This window comes from Actinophytocola xinjiangensis (genome assembly GCF_001921215.1).
GTDB lineage: Bacteria > Actinomycetota > Actinomycetes > Mycobacteriales > Pseudonocardiaceae > Actinophytocola > Actinophytocola xinjiangensis.
The window spans coordinates 22,198-36,955 of the sequence record NZ_MSIF01000019.1; the positions used below are offsets into that span (position 1 = coordinate 22,198).

The 14,758-nt window shown below is 71.5% G+C and carries 13 protein-coding genes; 7 read left to right on the forward strand and 6 right to left on the reverse strand.

The features are described from left to right. Window positions 1-117: 117 nt before the first annotated feature. Both BLA60_RS29795 and BLA60_RS29800 read left to right on the forward strand, forming a co-directional pair. A complete protein-coding gene (locus BLA60_RS29795; protein WP_075136465.1) occupies window positions 118-1,845 on the forward strand; it encodes an ABC transporter ATP-binding protein in 1,728 nt (575 codons plus the stop codon). After that, window positions 1,842-3,707 carry an ABC transporter ATP-binding protein gene (locus BLA60_RS29800; RefSeq protein WP_084735387.1) on the forward strand — a complete coding sequence of 622 codons (1,866 nt, stop codon included), beginning with the start codon at window positions 1,842-1,844 and terminating at the stop codon, window positions 3,705-3,707. Before BLA60_RS29795 ends, BLA60_RS29800 begins: the two co-directional genes overlap by 4 nt. A gap of 164 nt (window positions 3,708-3,871) precedes the next feature. Here the strand turns inward: BLA60_RS29800 and BLA60_RS29805 are convergent, their stop codons facing one another. Both BLA60_RS29805 and BLA60_RS29810 read right to left on the reverse strand, forming a co-directional pair. Then, on the reverse strand, window positions 3,872-5,170 hold the full coding sequence (locus BLA60_RS29805; RefSeq protein ID WP_075136357.1) for a family 43 glycosylhydrolase: 1,299 nt from the start codon (window positions 5,168-5,170) through the stop codon (window positions 3,872-3,874). Between the two features lie 56 nt (window positions 5,171-5,226). Then, complete coding sequence (locus BLA60_RS29810; protein ID WP_425427104.1) at window positions 5,227-5,844, reverse strand: GmrSD restriction endonuclease domain-containing protein; 618 nt, start codon at window positions 5,842-5,844, stop codon at window positions 5,227-5,229. 265 nt (window positions 5,845-6,109) lie between these two features. Between BLA60_RS29810 and BLA60_RS29815 the strand changes: the two genes are divergently transcribed. Together BLA60_RS29815 and BLA60_RS29820 are read left to right on the forward strand one after the other, a co-directional pair. Further along, the gene (locus tag BLA60_RS29815; RefSeq protein WP_075136358.1) at window positions 6,110-6,982 is read left to right on the forward strand and encodes a class II glutamine amidotransferase; all 873 of its coding nucleotides are present in this window, start codon (window positions 6,110-6,112) and stop codon (window positions 6,980-6,982) included. 14 nt (window positions 6,983-6,996) lie between these two features. Then, on the forward strand, window positions 6,997-7,977 hold the full coding sequence (locus BLA60_RS29820) for a DUF2804 domain-containing protein (RefSeq protein WP_075136359.1): 981 nt from the start codon (window positions 6,997-6,999) through the stop codon (window positions 7,975-7,977). A gap of 3 nt (window positions 7,978-7,980) precedes the next feature. Here the strand turns inward: BLA60_RS29820 and BLA60_RS29825 are convergent, their stop codons facing one another. From BLA60_RS29825 to BLA60_RS29835, 3 genes are all read right to left on the reverse strand, one after another. After that, window positions 7,981-8,262, reverse strand: coding sequence for a hypothetical protein (locus BLA60_RS29825; RefSeq protein ID WP_075136360.1), 282 nt, complete (start codon window positions 8,260-8,262; stop codon window positions 7,981-7,983). Between the two features lie 114 nt (window positions 8,263-8,376). After that, window positions 8,377-9,465 (reverse strand): cytochrome P450, encoded by a 1,089-nt coding sequence (locus BLA60_RS29830; protein ID WP_245812220.1) that lies wholly within the window; start codon window positions 9,463-9,465, stop codon window positions 8,377-8,379. Between the two features lie 166 nt (window positions 9,466-9,631). Then, on the reverse strand, window positions 9,632-11,641 hold the full coding sequence (locus tag BLA60_RS29835) for a WD40 repeat domain-containing serine/threonine protein kinase (protein ID WP_075136361.1): 2,010 nt from the start codon (window positions 11,639-11,641) through the stop codon (window positions 9,632-9,634). A 113-nt stretch (window positions 11,642-11,754) separates the two neighbouring features. Between BLA60_RS29835 and BLA60_RS45785 the strand changes: the two genes are divergently transcribed. From BLA60_RS45785 to BLA60_RS29850, 3 genes are all read left to right on the forward strand, one after another. Further along, the gene (locus BLA60_RS45785; protein ID WP_075136362.1) at window positions 11,755-12,120 is read left to right on the forward strand and encodes a hypothetical protein; all 366 of its coding nucleotides are present in this window, start codon (window positions 11,755-11,757) and stop codon (window positions 12,118-12,120) included. After that, window positions 12,099-12,503, forward strand: coding sequence for a hypothetical protein (locus tag BLA60_RS29845; protein ID WP_170108420.1), 405 nt, complete (start codon window positions 12,099-12,101; stop codon window positions 12,501-12,503). The genes BLA60_RS45785 and BLA60_RS29845 overlap by 22 nt, the downstream gene beginning before the upstream one ends. 65 nt (window positions 12,504-12,568) lie before the next feature. After that, the gene (locus BLA60_RS29850) at window positions 12,569-14,050 is read left to right on the forward strand and encodes a lipid II flippase MurJ (RefSeq protein ID WP_075136364.1); all 1,482 of its coding nucleotides are present in this window, start codon (window positions 12,569-12,571) and stop codon (window positions 14,048-14,050) included. Here the strand turns inward: BLA60_RS29850 and BLA60_RS29855 are convergent. Further along, window positions 14,024-14,704 carry a hypothetical protein gene (locus BLA60_RS29855; RefSeq protein ID WP_075136365.1) on the reverse strand — a complete coding sequence of 227 codons (681 nt, stop codon included), beginning with the start codon at window positions 14,702-14,704 and terminating at the stop codon, window positions 14,024-14,026. The genes BLA60_RS29850 and BLA60_RS29855 overlap by 27 nt on opposite strands. Window positions 14,705-14,758 lie beyond the last annotated feature (54 nt).

Below are 14,758 nucleotides of genomic sequence, written 5' to 3' on the forward strand. Positions count from 1 at the left end.
GACGTCCGTGTATCCGGACGGGAACCAGCGCGGAACAAGTCGGAAACAATCACCGGAATACCACCGTGCACCGAGAGTGGCGTACGTACCTGCGGTGCCGATTACTCGGGGTGTGTGTTGCTGAGGCAATTACTGTTCACCTATCTACGTCCCTACCGCGGCCAACTGGCGGCGCTCGTCGCCTGTCAGACGGTCGGAGTGCTCGCGTCGCTGTACCTGCCGAGCCTCAACGCCGACATCATCGACTTCGGCGTGACGCTGGGCGACACCGGCTACATCGTCAGCACCGGCGGGTGGATGTTGCTCGTCACCGTCGTCCAGGTGCTCGCCACGGCGGGCGGGGTGTACTTCGGCGCCCGGGCCGCCCTGGGGCTGGGCCGCGACCTGCGGGAGGCGGTGTACACCAGGTCCGGTACGTTCTCGGCGCGCGAGATCGGCCACTTCGGCGCGCCCTCGCTGATCACCCGCACCACCAACGACGTGCAGCAGGTACAGCAGCTGGTGGTCATGCTCGCCACGATGTTCGTCGCGGCGCCGGTCACGTGCGTCGCGGGGGTCGTGATGGCCCTGCAGGAGGACGTGGGGCTGTCGTGGCTGCTCGCCGTCTGCGTGCCGGTGCTCGCGGTCGCGGTGGGCGTGGTCATGATCCGCCTGGTTCCCAAGTTCCGGCACATGCAGGAGCGGCTCGACGAGGTCAACCGGGTGCTGCGCGAGCAGCTGTCCGGGATGCGCGTGGTCCGCGCGTTCGTCCGCGAGCCCGAGGAGACCAGGCGGTTCGCCCACGCGAACAGTGCCCTCACCGACACCGCACTGCGGGTCGGCAGGCTCCAGGCGCTCGTCTTCCCGATCGTCATGCTGGTGCTCAACCTCTCCAGCATCGCCGTGCTGTGGTTCGGCGCCATCCGGGTGGACGAGGGCGAGATGCGGATCGGCGCGCTCACCGCGTTCCTGAGCTACCTGTTGCAGATCCTCATCGCGGTCATGATGGCGACCTTCGTCTCCTCCGCGATCCCGCGCGCCGCGGTCTGCGCCGAACGGATCGCCGAGGTCCTCGGCACCGAATCATCCGTGCGGTCGCCGGTGAACCCCCTGCGCGCCCACGGCCCGGCCTACGTCGAGTTCCGCGACGTCGAACTACGCCACCCCGGTGCGGAGCGACCGGTGCTGCGCGGGCTGTCCTTCCTGGTGCCGCCCGGCACCACCACGGCGATCGTCGGCAGCACAGGGTCGGGCAAGACCACGCTGCTCTCGCTGGTGCCCCGCCTGCTCGACGTCACCGGCGGCGCGGTGATCGTGGGCGGTGTCGACGTCCGAGGGCAGGACCAGGACACGCTGTGGCGGCGCATCGGTCTGGTGCCGCAGCAGGCGTACCTGTTCAACAGCACGGTCGCGGCCAACCTGCGCTACGGCAGGCCCGACGCGACCGACGCCGAGCTGTGGGCGGCGCTGGAGGTGGCCCAGGCACGAGGCTTCGTCGAGGCGATGCCCGGTGGGCTGGCCGCCCTCATCGAGCAGGGCGGCGCCAACCTCTCCGGTGGACAGCGGCAGCGGCTGACCATCGCCCGTGCCCTCGTCCGCCGCCCGGACGTGTACCTGTTCGACGACTCGTTCTCCGCGCTCGACCTCGGCACCGACGCCGCCCTGCGTGCGGCCATGCGGCCGTGGACGGCGGGCGCCGCCGTGATCGTGGTCGCGCAGCGGGTGTCGAGCATCCGGCACGCCGACCAGATCGTCGTCCTGGAGGGCGGCATGATCGTCGGCCGCGGCACCCACGACCAACTCATCGCGACCTGTCCCACCTATCGCGAGATCGTCCAGTCCCAGCTGACCCCGGAGCCGGCATGACCGCGGTAACGAGCAAGCCCGCCGACGAGGAACCCCAGCAGGAGCCGGTCATGCCCGGCATGCCGGACCCGGCCGCCAAGATCAAACAGTTCGGTCCCACGGTGGGACGCCTGGTCGGCCTGCTGACGCCGCACCGGGGAACGGTGTGGGTCATCCTGGCACTCGGCGTGATCAGCGTCGCTCTCTCGGTGACCGTCCCGCTGCTGCTCGGCGAGGCGACCGACGTCATCTTCAACGGTGTGATCGAGCGGTTCGAGGGCGTGCCCGGTGGCGGCGTCGAGTTCGGCGCGCTCGGGACCGTGCTCGCCTGGGCGTTGGGCATGTACCTGGCCTCCGCGCTGTTCGGCGTCGTGCAGGGACGCCTGGTCAACCGCGTGGTGCAGCCGGTGATGTACCGCATGCGTTCCGACGTCGAGGACAAGCTGCACCGGTTGCCGTTGCGCCACACCGACAACCAGCCACGCGGCGACCTGCTCTCCCGCGTCACCAACGACATCGACAACGTGTCCACCGCGTTGCAGCAGACGATCAGCCAGCTGCTCACCTCGATACTGACCGTCGTCGGTGTCCTGGTGATGATGCTGATGATCTCCCCGCTGCTCACCCTGATCGCGGTCCTGGCGCTGCCACTGTCCGGCGTGGCCGCGGCGGTGTTCGGCGGTAAGGCGCAGAAGCGGCACTCCGCGCAGTGGCGACACACCGGTCTGCTCAACGCGCACGTCGAGGAGTCGTTGAGCGGGCACCAGATCGTCCGCGTGTACGGCAGGCAGGCCGAGGCGGTCGACGAGTTCCGGCTGCGCAACGAGGAGGTGTACAAGGCGACGCTCGGCGCGCAGGTCCTCTCCGGCCTGATCATGCCCGCGATCCAGGCGGTGTCGAACCTCGGCTACGTCGTCCTCGCCGTCCTCGGCGGCCTGCGGATCGCCTCCGGCACGATGAGCCTCGGCGACGTGCAGGCGTTCATCCAGTACTCCCGGCAGTTCACCCAGCCGTTGACCCAGATGGCCGGGATGGCCGGTGTCATCCAGTCCGGTGTCGCGTCCGCGGAACGCGTCTTCGAGCTGCTGGACGCCGAGGAGCAGGAACCGGACCCGGCGAACGTCGTGCCACCGGCCCCTGTCCGTCGGGGGAGGGTCGAGTTCGAACGCGTGTCGTTCTCCTACGACCCCGACCAGCCCCTGATCGAGAACCTGTCGCTGGTGGCCGAGCCGGGCCAGACGGTGGCGATCGTGGGTCCGACCGGCGCGGGCAAGACCACGCTGGTGAACCTCATCATGCGGTTCTACGAGCCGGAGTCCGGCCGGATCACGCTGGACGGCGTCGACATCACCACCATGCGCCGCGCGGACCTGCGAGCCCAGACCGGCATGGTCCTGCAGGACACCTGGTTGTTCGGCAGCACGATCCGCGACAACATCGCCTACGGCCGTCCGAACGCCACCTACGCCGAGATCGAGGCCGCCGCCCGCGCGACGTGCGTCGACCGCTTCGTACGCACGTTGCCCCACGGCTACGACACGGTGCTGACCGAGGACAACACCGCCATCAGCGCGGGCGAGAAGCAGCTGCTGACCATCGCGCGAGCGTTCCTGGCGAACCCGGCCCTGCTGATCCTCGACGAGGCCACCAGCTCGGTCGACACCAGAACGGAAGCCCTGGTACGCAAGGCGACCGAGGCACTGCGGGCATCGAGGACGAGCTTCCTGATCGCCCACCGCCTGTCCACCATCCGTGACGCGGACCTGATCCTGGTCATGGAGAACGGCCGTATCGTCGAACAGGGCACCCACCAGGCGCTCCTGTCCCGCCGCGGCGCCTACCACCGCCTGTACTCAACCCAGTTCACAGCCCCGGTCTCGTAGGTCTCGAAATGCGGTGAAGGGGCCCTTCTCAACGAAGGGCCCCTTCACCGCATCCGCATCCACGGCTCGTAGAACACCGAGCGGGAGACCCGGGCCCGGCGTATGGTGTGGAACCTCGCCCCGGCCCACACGGTGGCAACGGCGCCACGAGCGACGTCCTACCGCTAGGCCACCTCCAGGTAGTCCAGTTCCGCCCAGCGGCCGCGGAACTGCAGGCGGACGGTGTTGAAGCCGGCGTTGAGGGTGACGTGCGCGGCGACCTGGGTCCAGTTGTCCCAGCCCCGGTCGGGGTAGGTGACGACCTGGGCGGCGCCGCCGTTGACGGTGAGGGTGTGCTGGGCCTCGCCGTAGCCGGCGGCGTAGCCGATGTGCACGGTGTAGGTGCCGGCGACCGGGGCGAACACCGACGTGTCGGCCCAGCTGTCGGCGAAGTCGATGCCGGCGGCGACCGCGCCCTGGGACGCCCCGGCCGCACCGGAGCGGACGTAGGCGTGGTTGAGGGTGCCGCGTTCGACCTCGTAGCGTACCCGGCTGCCGCGGACCACGGGGTAGTCGTTGGCCCAGCCGAGCGCGGCGGTGTACATGCCCCGGCCGCCGGCGGCCAGGTGGCCGTGGAAGAAGATCCGGTTGCCGACGACGTCCGCGCCGCCGGGTCCGTTGACGGCGCCGTCGAGGGTCGTGGTGGTGATCAGTGGCCGGTAGGCGCGGGTGTAGGGCCCGTTCAGCGCCCCGGAGACGGCGTAGCTGGTGTGGTAGTTGCCGGTGGTGTACACCCCGGCCGAGTAGAACAGCACGTACTGCGAGGCCCGGCGGACCAGCACCGGCGCCTCGATCACGCCCTGGTCCTCCGGGCGGTTGTTGCGCAGCAGCTCCCGGCGGGCGCCGGTGAACGTGATGCCGTCGGCGGCGGTCGGCTGGAGCCAGATGATCGTGGGCTGTCCGATCGCGTTGCCGTCGTTCTTGTACAGCAGGTACCGCGCGCCGTTGGTGTCGACGAAGCTCGACGGGTCGATGTCGCCGCCCTCACCGGCGTTGCACACCAGCGGCTGGCCGGAGGTCGGCACGAACGGCCCGGCGGGACTGTCGGCGAGCGCGGCCCCGAGGCACATCCGCCCGGCGGCGGCGCTCGGACCGGTGAAGTACATGAGGTACCGGCCGTCGGCGCGCCGGGACACGTCCGGCGCCCAGAAACCACCGCTGCCCGCCCACGACGGCTTCTGCGGGAGCGCGTCGCCCCTGACCGTCCAGGGGCCGGTGGCGGCGGGCGCGGTGGCGTACGGGACGCGGCCGGGGGAGGAGCTGGTGGAGTAGGCGTGGAAGGTTCCGTCGACCTGGAGGATCTCGGGGTCGGGGAAGTCGCGGTTGATCACCGCGGCGGGGGGAACGGTCTGGGCGGCGGCCGGCGCGGCGGCCAGACCACCGGCCAACGCGACGACCACGGGCAGGACGAGTAACCGCTTCACTGCTACCTCGCAGGGGGGCGGGTCCGGGGCGGCGGGACACCGCCCCGGACCGAGGATCAGTACGAGCAGGTGTTGAGCATGGTCTGCAGGGCGGACTTCTCCGCCGACTGCAGCGTCAGTCCCCACCGGTACTTGGTGTGGATCCAGAACTTCGAGTAGCCGCAGTGCGAACTGGTCCTCGGCGGCTTCCACGCCGACGGGTCACGGTCGCCCTTGGAGCTGTTCACCTCGGTGGTCACCGCGATCAGCTGCGGGCCGGTGACGTCGTTGGCGAACGCCTCGCGCCGGGCCGTGGTCCAGCCGCTGGCGCCGGAGCGCCACGCCTCGGCCAGCGCCACGACGTGGTCGATGCTGATCTGCGAGGCGGTCGTCCTGGTCACGCCGTCGAAGTAGCTGTACCAACTGCCCGACGTCGGGTAGCAGTCCGAGCCGACGCTGACGTTCGTGCCGTCCCGCTTGAGGACCGTCTCCCGGGTGTTGCAGCTGCCGGAAACGGTGTGCCAGTGCGGGAACTTCTCTCGGGAGTAGCCGGTCATCGAGCCCTCGCCGGCCACGCGCAGCGCGTTGAGCTCGGACTGCACCTGGGCCTTGGGTGGGACGTCCGGCGGGAACGCGCCGGCCGTCGGCGCCCCGACGACGGCGGCCACGCCGACGAGTAGTACCGCGGCGATCAGGATGATCAGGCCGCGGACGGGGCGAGTGAGTTGCAGGGTGGGAAACACGTGCGCCCTCCGTTTTCAGATGTAGGGCGGACCCGCGACGGCCCGCCCATCACCCGATCGTGGCACGTCGACCCGGTTGACCGGAACGGTCACAAGTCGTGAGCCGGCCCCGGAACGTCGGGCGGATCACCGGTTGGTGTGACCTCACCGGCGGTTACCTCGGCTCCGGGCGGGAATCCGGGGGAGCGGGGTCCGCACGGTGGAAGGAGCGGGGCTGATGTGTCGACTGTTCGGGATGTCGGCGTCACCGAGGCGGGTGCTGGCGACGTTCTGGTTGCTGGAGGCGCCCAACAGCCTGGCCGAGCAGAGCCGGCGCGAACCGGACGGGACGGGGCTGGGGGTGTTCGACGAGGACGGCACACCCGAGGTGGACAAGCAGCCGCTGGCGGCCTACGCGGACGAGCGGTTCGCCACGGAGGCCAAGGAGCGCGAGTCGGCGACGTTCGTGGCGCACATCCGCTACGCGTCCACCGGTGGCCTCGACACGCGCAACACTCACCCGTTCGAGCAGCACGGTCGGCTGTTCGCCCACAACGGGGTGATCGAGGACCTGCCGAAGCTGGAGGCCGCGCTCGGCGACTACCGCGATCTGGTGACGGGCGACACCGACTCGGAGCGGCTCTTCGCGTTGATCACCAAGAACGTGGACCTGCACGGCGGGGACGTCACCGCCGGCATCACCACGGCGGTGCGATGGGTCGCCGACACCCTGCCGGTGTACGCGATGAACCTGATCGTGACCACGCCGTCGGAGCTGTGGGCACTGCGCTACCCCGGCACGCACGACCTGTTCGTCCTGCAGCGTGCCGCCGGTGGTCCGGACGGCGACCGGAACCTGGAGCACACCAGTCGGCTGGGCCGCATCCACGTGCGGTCCGGGGCGCTGTCGGACCACCCGGCGGTCGTGGTGGCCTCCGAGCGGATGGACCGGGACCCCGGCTGGCACGAGCTGCGCCCCGGCGAACTGCTGCACGTGGACGAGCACCGGAACCTGGCCCGGCGGGTCGTCCTGGACCGTCCGCCGCGCCGCCACCTGACCCTCGACCAGCTCGACGCGCACGCCGCCGCCTCCCAGGCCGGCCACGGTTGACCTATTCTGCGCCGGTGACCCACGAGAGGGAGCTGACGGCTCCGGTCGACCTGTGCCTGCCGGACGGGCGGCTCAACCCGGCGGCCGTTGGCTGGACGCGCCGGCCGCTGCACACCGCGAACCTGCGCGGCTGGGGCCGGACCAAGCGGTGGGAGTACTGGGGGATCGTCATACCGGGGCACATCGTCGGCCTGGTGGTGTCCTCGTTGGACTACGCCGGGGTGCACGGCCTCTACGTCCTGGAGCGCGCCACCGGCCGGGAGACGTCGGTCGACGCGGTGGTGCCGCTGGCCCGCGCGACGGCGTTCCCGCCGCGCAGCGGTGAGGGCGAGGTGTCGGCACGGTCGGCGACCCAGGCCGTGCGGATCTCCCAACGCCCCGACGGTACGACCCTGCATGCCGCGTCCGGCCCGGTCCGGCTGGACCTGGAGGTCCCGCTGCCGGCGGGCCACGAGTCGCTGGGCGTGGTGGTGCCGTGGAGTGAGCGCCGGTTCCAGTACACGGTCAAGGACGTCGGCCGGCCGGTGCGTGGCACGCTGACGCTGAACGGTTCGGTGCACGAGCTGGGCGGCCCGGAGTCGTTCGCCGTCCTGGACCACGGCCGTGGCCGGTGGCCGTACGCGATCACCTGGAACTGGGCGGCCGGTGCCGGCGCCGGGCGGGCGATCCAGCTGGGCGGCAAGTGGACCGACGGCACCGGCGTCACCGAGAACGCCCTGTTCGTCGACGGGCGCCTGCACAAGGTCGGCGAGGACCTGCGGTGGACCTACGACCGCTCGGACTGGTCGCGTCCGTGGCGGATCACCGGTGACCGGGTGGACGCCGAGTTCCACCCGTTCCACGAGAAGGTGGCCAGGACCAACCTGGGCGTCGTCGCGAACGAGACCCACCAGTGCTTCGGCCACTTCACCGGCTGGGCCCTCACCGACAACGACACCCCGACGTCGCTGGACGGCCTGACCGGCTGGGCGGAGGAAGCTCGCAACCGCTGGTAGGACTCAGGTCGGGACCACCCGCGCGGCCGCGATCACGATCGTCCACAACGGACTGGTCGTGATCTCGTAGTACACCCGCCGGCTGCCGCTCTCGCGGTGCTCGGTCAACATTCCGAGGTGCACGAACCGCCGCAGCTCGGTCCCGGCGGCACTTTGCGGAATGACCTCCGGTGGCGGCTCCGACTGGTAGAACCGCCGCCCGCCCCGGGCATGGATCCACAACGCCACCCGCAGCCGACACGGACGGCCGAACAGCAGTCGGCCCACCTCATCGACTCCCTCCATGCCCGCCAACCTCCTTGTATCAACTATAAGCTATATAGTTGTCCGATATTATCGCCTTGACGTGGTCCTGTCCAGCGCACCCCAAAAGAAAGCCAGGAAGGGATCACGGATATCTCAGGCCGGGGTGAACGAGATCCGAAGTGACGCCGGGCCCCGGGTGAAGACGCCCTCGTCGACCGGGGATTCCTCGGCGAGCCGAAGGTCGGGCAGGGCGTCGAGGAGCTGGTTCGTCGCGACCTCGATCTCGGTTCTGGCGAGCAGGGCGCCGACGCAGAAATGGCGGCCCAGGGCGAAGGCGACGTGGTTGGCGGCGGCGGAGAACGCGGTGCCGGTCGGGAGGTCGTCGCGGAACAGGGTGAAGGTGTCGGGGTCGGTGAACTGGTGGGGGTCGCGGTTGGCGGCACCGATGAGGCAGATGACGGTGCTGCCGGCGGGGATGGTGCCGCCGGTGACCGGGACGTCCTCGGCGACCTGGCGCATGATCATGTGGACGGGTGGGCTGTGGCGCAGGGTCTCGGCGAACGCGCGGTCGATCAGGGTCCGGTCGGCGCGCACGGCCGCCAGCTGGTCGGGGTTGTCCAGCAGGTTGCGGAACAGGCTGGCGACAGCCTTGTCGGTGGTTTCGCCCCCGGCGGCCAGCAGCAGGCTGACGAACGCCTTGATCTCCTCGTCGGACATGCGGGTGCCGTCGATCTCGGCGCGGCACAGGGCGGAGAGCAGGTCCTCGCCCAGGTTCTCCCGGCGGTGGCGGATGATGGGGATCACGTGGGCGGCGAGTTCGTCGCGGGTCCGCAGGCCGGCGGCAGCGACGTCCTCGTCCTGGCTGAGGTTGCCGAGGTAGGCGATCATCGCCGTGTACCACTTCTGGAAGCGGTCGTGGTTGTCCCGGTCGAGACCCAGCATGTCCACGATGACGTTGATCGGGAACCGGCGGGCGAACTCGGTGACCAGGTCGGCCGTTCCGCGCTCGCGGAACCGGTCGATCAGTTCCCGCGCGTTGCGTTCGATCACCGGGCGGAACCTGGTCTCCAGCTCGTGTCCGCGGAACGCGGGGGCCACGAGGGCGCGGCGGACGGCGTGTTCCCGGCCGCTCAGCTGGAGAATTGTCCGGCCGTGCACGGGGGCGATCTGCCAGTCGTAGTTCTCCGTGGTGAAAACCGGATCGCGGAAGGCGCGGGACACGTCCTCGTACCGGGAGATCACGTAACTTCGGGTGGCTTCGTGCCACAGCAGCGGGTGTTCCTCGCGCAGGGGCGGTAGACCGGGTACGGGTCGGCGGCGAATTCGGCGGACAGGAGGTCGGGGATTTCTCGTGCCGAGCTCATCTTTCCCATGATGACAGGGAAAAGACCGTACGGCGACACGGTCCTCAGCCGGCCGGGAGCCGCCACAGCTGGATCGCGTTGTCGTTGTTCCCGGTGACCAGAATGCCGTTGGGGGTGAAGGCGACGGCGGTGACACCGGGAATCTTCTCGCCGATCCGGTTCCCGGTGTCCAGGTCCCACACCGTCGCGCCGGTCATCGCGTCGACCGTGGCGAGGCGCCGGCCGTCCGGGCTGAGCGCGATCCGCTCGGCGCTGGTGGCGATGGTGAGCGGTTGCCGCAGCTGGTTGCGGCTGGCCGTGTCCCACCAGCGCACCACGGCGTCCTCGGCGTCGGTGGACCGGTCGGGGCTGACCGTCAGCTGGGTGGCGCCGTCGTCGGTGTAGACGTAGCTCCGGAGCTGTTCGTCGTCCGGCAGGGAGATGCCTTCGGCGATCTTCCGCCGGGTCGCCACGTCCCAACCGGCCAGGCCGCTGGTGATCAACGTGCGGGAGTCGGGGCTGAATCCCCAGGCCGATCTCTCCTCGACACCACCGAGCGATCGGCGGGCGTTGACGTCCCAGAGCCGGATCTGCCGGTCGTAGTCGCTGCTCACGGCCAGGACGCGGCCGTCGGGGCTCAGCATCGGCCAGACGTTGCCGTAGAAGCGGTCCTCGCCGGTGAGGTCGGGGCTGAACGGTCCGACCGGTTGCCGGCCGGTGGTCAGGTCCCAGTGCTCCACGACGATCCGCTGGTCCTCGTCCTCGCCTTCCACGCGGGCGGTGACCAGGGTGCGGTTGTCGGGGGCGAACACGGCGTGGCGGACCCCGTCGCCGCTGAACGAGCCGAGGATCTGTCCGATCTGGTCCTGGGTCGCCGAGTCCCACGACTGCACGGTCCGGTCCTCGAACCGGGCGGTGATCACGGCGCCGTCCGGGCTGACCATCAGGGACGTCACCGGGGACGTGCCGGTCATGTCGGTGCCGATCCGCTCGATCACCGGTGCCTGCTGGGACGGTGCCGGCCGTGCGGGCCGCTCCGAGGGCCACACCGACCAGACCAGGGCCCCGGCGAGCGCGAGCACGACGACCAGCGCGGCGGCCGCGATCCACCGCCGGGGGCGCCGCGCCCGGGCCTCGACCCTGGTCGAACGCGGGGGAGGGCCGGTGACCAGCACGGTGGCGTCGCGTCCCGGTTCGAGGAACTCGCCGACCTCGGCCTGGCGGCGCACGATCAGCTGGTGCACGTCCTGCGGCCACGGCCGCACGGCCGGCGCGATCTGCCCGATCGACGCCAGCACCGCGGCCGGCGTCGGCCGGTCGGCGGGGTCCTTGGCCAGGCAGGGTTCGACGATCCGCCGCACCGCGTCGGGCACACCGGCCAGTCGCGGGTCGTGGCGCACGATGTTGGTCAGCGTGTGCAGGGTCGTGGCTCCCACGAACGGGCTGGCTCCGGTCGCGGCCGCGACCACCACCGACCCCAGCGCGAACACGTCGCCCGCCGGTCCGACCGCACCGCCGTCGGCCTGCTCGGGCGACATGAACGCCGGTGAACCCACCAGCCACCCCGTGCGGGTCAGCTCGTCGCTCTCGCTGACCGCCCGCACGATCCCGAAGTCGATCACCCGGGGCCCGTCGTCGGTGAGCAACACGTTGGAGGGTTTGAGGTCGCGGTGCACCAGCCCCGCGCGGTGGATGTGGGTCAACGCCGACGCGAGCCCGGCGGCCAGGCGCAGCACCGCCGGCTCGGGCAGCGCACCGACCGTGGTGAGTGCCTCGTGCAGCGACGGTCCCGGGACGAACACCGACGCCAGCCACGGTGTCGGCGCGTCCGGGTCGGCGTCCACGACGGCGGCGGTGTAGGCGCCGGACACCGCTTTCGACGCCGCCACCTCGCGCCGGAACCGCGCCCGGAACCCGTCGTCGTCGGCCAGTGGCTCGTGCACCAGCTTCACCGCGACCAGCCGGCCGTCCGGTGCGCTGCCCAGCAGCACCCGGCCCATGCCGCCCTGCCCCAACTCGGCCACCACCCCGTAGGGCCCGACCGTCGAGGTCGCGGCCGTCCGCAACGCCTTCACCCGCCCAGTCTTCCCCCGGTGCCGCGAACGGCTCCGGAGGTGGCACCGGGCGGTCAGCCGGAATGCACCTGGCGAGGACCCCGAGGTGATCACGGTCCGTACGATGCGCTGGTATGAGCAGGCTTCTCGCGGGACTGGGGGCCGTGGCGGTGCTGGTGGGGTGTGTTGGCTGTTCGTCGGCCGACGCGCCCGCCGAAGACGACACGGGGCCGGTGACGGTGACGTTGAAGGTGTCCAGCTACACCCGGACGGTGACGGTGAGCTGGAGCATGCTGGGCACCACGGCGGTCCCGCCGGCGCCCCGGGAGGTGACGCCGCCGTGGTCGGAGGAACGGGAGGTGGAGCGGGGGACCAGGGTGGCCCTGGTCGCGTCCGTCTCCATCGCCGCGTGCGAGATCCTGGTCGACGGGAAAAGTGTGGTGAAGGCGCATTCGCGGCTGTCGGGGGAGGGGGCGGAATGCGTGCACTCCGTGGAGTGATCGTCGCGGCCCTGCTGTGCGCGGGGTGTTCGGCGCAGGACACCCCGGCCGAGCCGGCCGGTCCGCGTGAGGTGACGTTACGGGTGACCGGTGAGGACTGGGACAGCGCCGACATCGCGATCACCGCCGACGACGAGGCCTTGCCGATCGAGTCCGTGCCGCTGCCGTGGACGCGGGAACTGCCCTACGACTCGTCGAGCACGCTGTGGCTGTTCGCGAGGTTCACCTACCAGGAGGGGAAGAACACCACCGGCGCCGACCTGGCCTGCGAGATCCTGGTCGACGGCAAGCGGGTGGACAGGGTCGACGCCCGGTCGCGGCTCAACGAGGAGGGCGACGCGGTCGTCGAGGAGCACGCGGTGTGCTCGTACACGCCGGCATGAGAGCCGGATGAGGATCGCTTCACCTTCGGTGCCTGGCCGGTGGGTCTGGCTAGGGTCCGTGGCCGATGAGTGTGCGAGGGGCGGCGTTGCTGACCGCCGCGTTGACCGCGGCCGGCGCCGCGCTGGGACTGGGACGCGACGTGGTGGTCGCCGCCGTGTTCGGGGCCGGCCCGGCGATGGACGCGTTCCTGGTGGCGCAGGGGCTGATGAACCTGGTGCTGGGGCTGGTGTCCGGTGCGCTGGCCAAGGCGGTGGTGCCGGTGGTGGCGCGGGCCGGGGCCGAGGGGCTGGTCACGGTCCGCGCGGCGCTGGGCCTGTCGTGTGTGGTGCTGGCGGCGGGCGGGGTCGCGATGTGGCTGGGGGCGCCGGCGGTGGTGGCGGTGCTGGCCCCCGGGTTCGGCCCGGCGACCACGGCGCTGGCCGTCGACCTGACCAGGGTCGTGCTGGTCGCCACCGTGCTGGTCAGCGCGACGAACCTGCTGGCCGGCGCCGGTCAGGCGGTGGGCCGTTTCGCCCCGGCGGCGTCGCAGGGGGTCGGGTTCAACGTGGTGATGATCGCCTCGGCGGCGTTGGCCGGCCCGGTGTTCGGGGCGCACGCGCTGGCGTGGGGTTTCGTGGTGGGCTCGGCGGTGCGGCTGCTGATCCAGCTGCCGGCGTTCGGGTGGCGGCTTCCGCTGCCGTCGCTGCGGTGGCGTGATCCCGGCCTGGCCGAGGTGGTGCGGCTGGTGCCGGCGTTGCTGGTGGGCAGCGCGGCGTCGACCGTCAACACGCTGGTGGACCGGGCGGTGGCGTCGACGGTGTCCGACGGGGCGATCGCGTCGGTGAACTTCGCGGCGCGGCTGGTGTCGACGGTGGACCTGGTGTTGGTCGCGACGGTCCTCGCGGCGCTGTACCCGAAGCTGGCGCTGGCGGCGCGTCCCGGGCGGCTGGCCGAACTGCGTGGGTTGGTCGAGCGGGGCGCGGGGGCGCTGGTCGCCGTGCTGGTGCCGGTGGTGGTCGTGGTCGTGTTGACCGCGCAGCCGGTGGTGCGGCTGGTGTTCGCCCGTGGCGCGTTCGACGACCGGGCGGTGGCGATGACCGCGTCGGTGACCGCCGTGCTGGCCTGCGGGTTGCCGGCCCTGGCGGTGCGGGAGGTGTGTGCCCGCACCGCGTACGCGGTGGGCGACGGCGGGATCGCCGTGCGGTCGGCGCTGGTGGCGGTCGTGGTCAACGTCGGCGGTGATGTGCTGCTGGCGCCCCGGTTCGGTGTCGCCGGCATCGCCGGGGCGACGGTGGCCGCCGGTGTGGCCGGCGCGGTCGTGGCCGTCGTCGGCCTGCATCGCCGACATGGCGCGTTGCCCGCGTTGACCCGCCCACTGCTCGGTGTCGCGGCGGCGGGGTCGGTGGCGGCGGTCGCGGGTCTGGTGGCTCGCTGGCTGACCGGGGGAGTGCCGGACGTCGTGGCGGTCGCGGTCGTCGGTGCGGTCGTGCTGGTCAGCTATGTGGCGGTGGTGCGGGTGACCGCGCCGGGACCGTTGCGGCTACTGCTCGGCACCGTGCGCCGGTGAGCGCAGCAGGACGGCCGGGGTGGACTGGCGGCGGTGCCCGAGCGGGTTGTCGGCCAGCACGGCGAGCAGCGTCGCGGCCGGTGGGCAGCCGGGTGAGCGGCCTCGCACGGATCCACCCCGGTCGTTGACGTCGACGACCGCGACCGGCAGGCCCAGCCGCACCGCGAGGTGGTGGGCCAGTAGCTGCGCCTCGCCCTCGGACAGCGGCGGCAGCAGGGTTTCCGGGTAGGCGCCGCGGGCGCCGTCGAGGTCGCGGGCCACCGTGCCGGCGATCCGGTAGAAGACGCCGGGCACGCCCAGCGGGCGGGTCAGCGCGGACGCCGCGGCGGCCCAGAGCACCCGCAGGTAGCCGGTCTCGTCCAGGACGTACTGCATCTTCGCCGGGACCGAGAGGCCTTCGGAGTCGCCGACCGGGCGTACCGCGTTGGCGAGGACCCTGGCCAGCCAGCGGGCCCGGTCCGCCGGGATCGTCCGGCCGCTGGTGACGATCGCCGCCTTCTCCGCGACGGCCAGCACGCGGTGTTCCTGGCCGGGCGTGTCGACGTCGGCGAGCGCGGCGGCCAGGACCGCGCCGAGGTCGTGGTGCTCGGTCAGCCACGGTGTGCGCAGCACCGTCCGTTCCCAGCGGCGGCCGTCGATCCGCGCGTCCGACATCGGTTTCCCCTTCCCGCGCACCGCTGATCACTGACTGAGCGCAGCATGGCCACC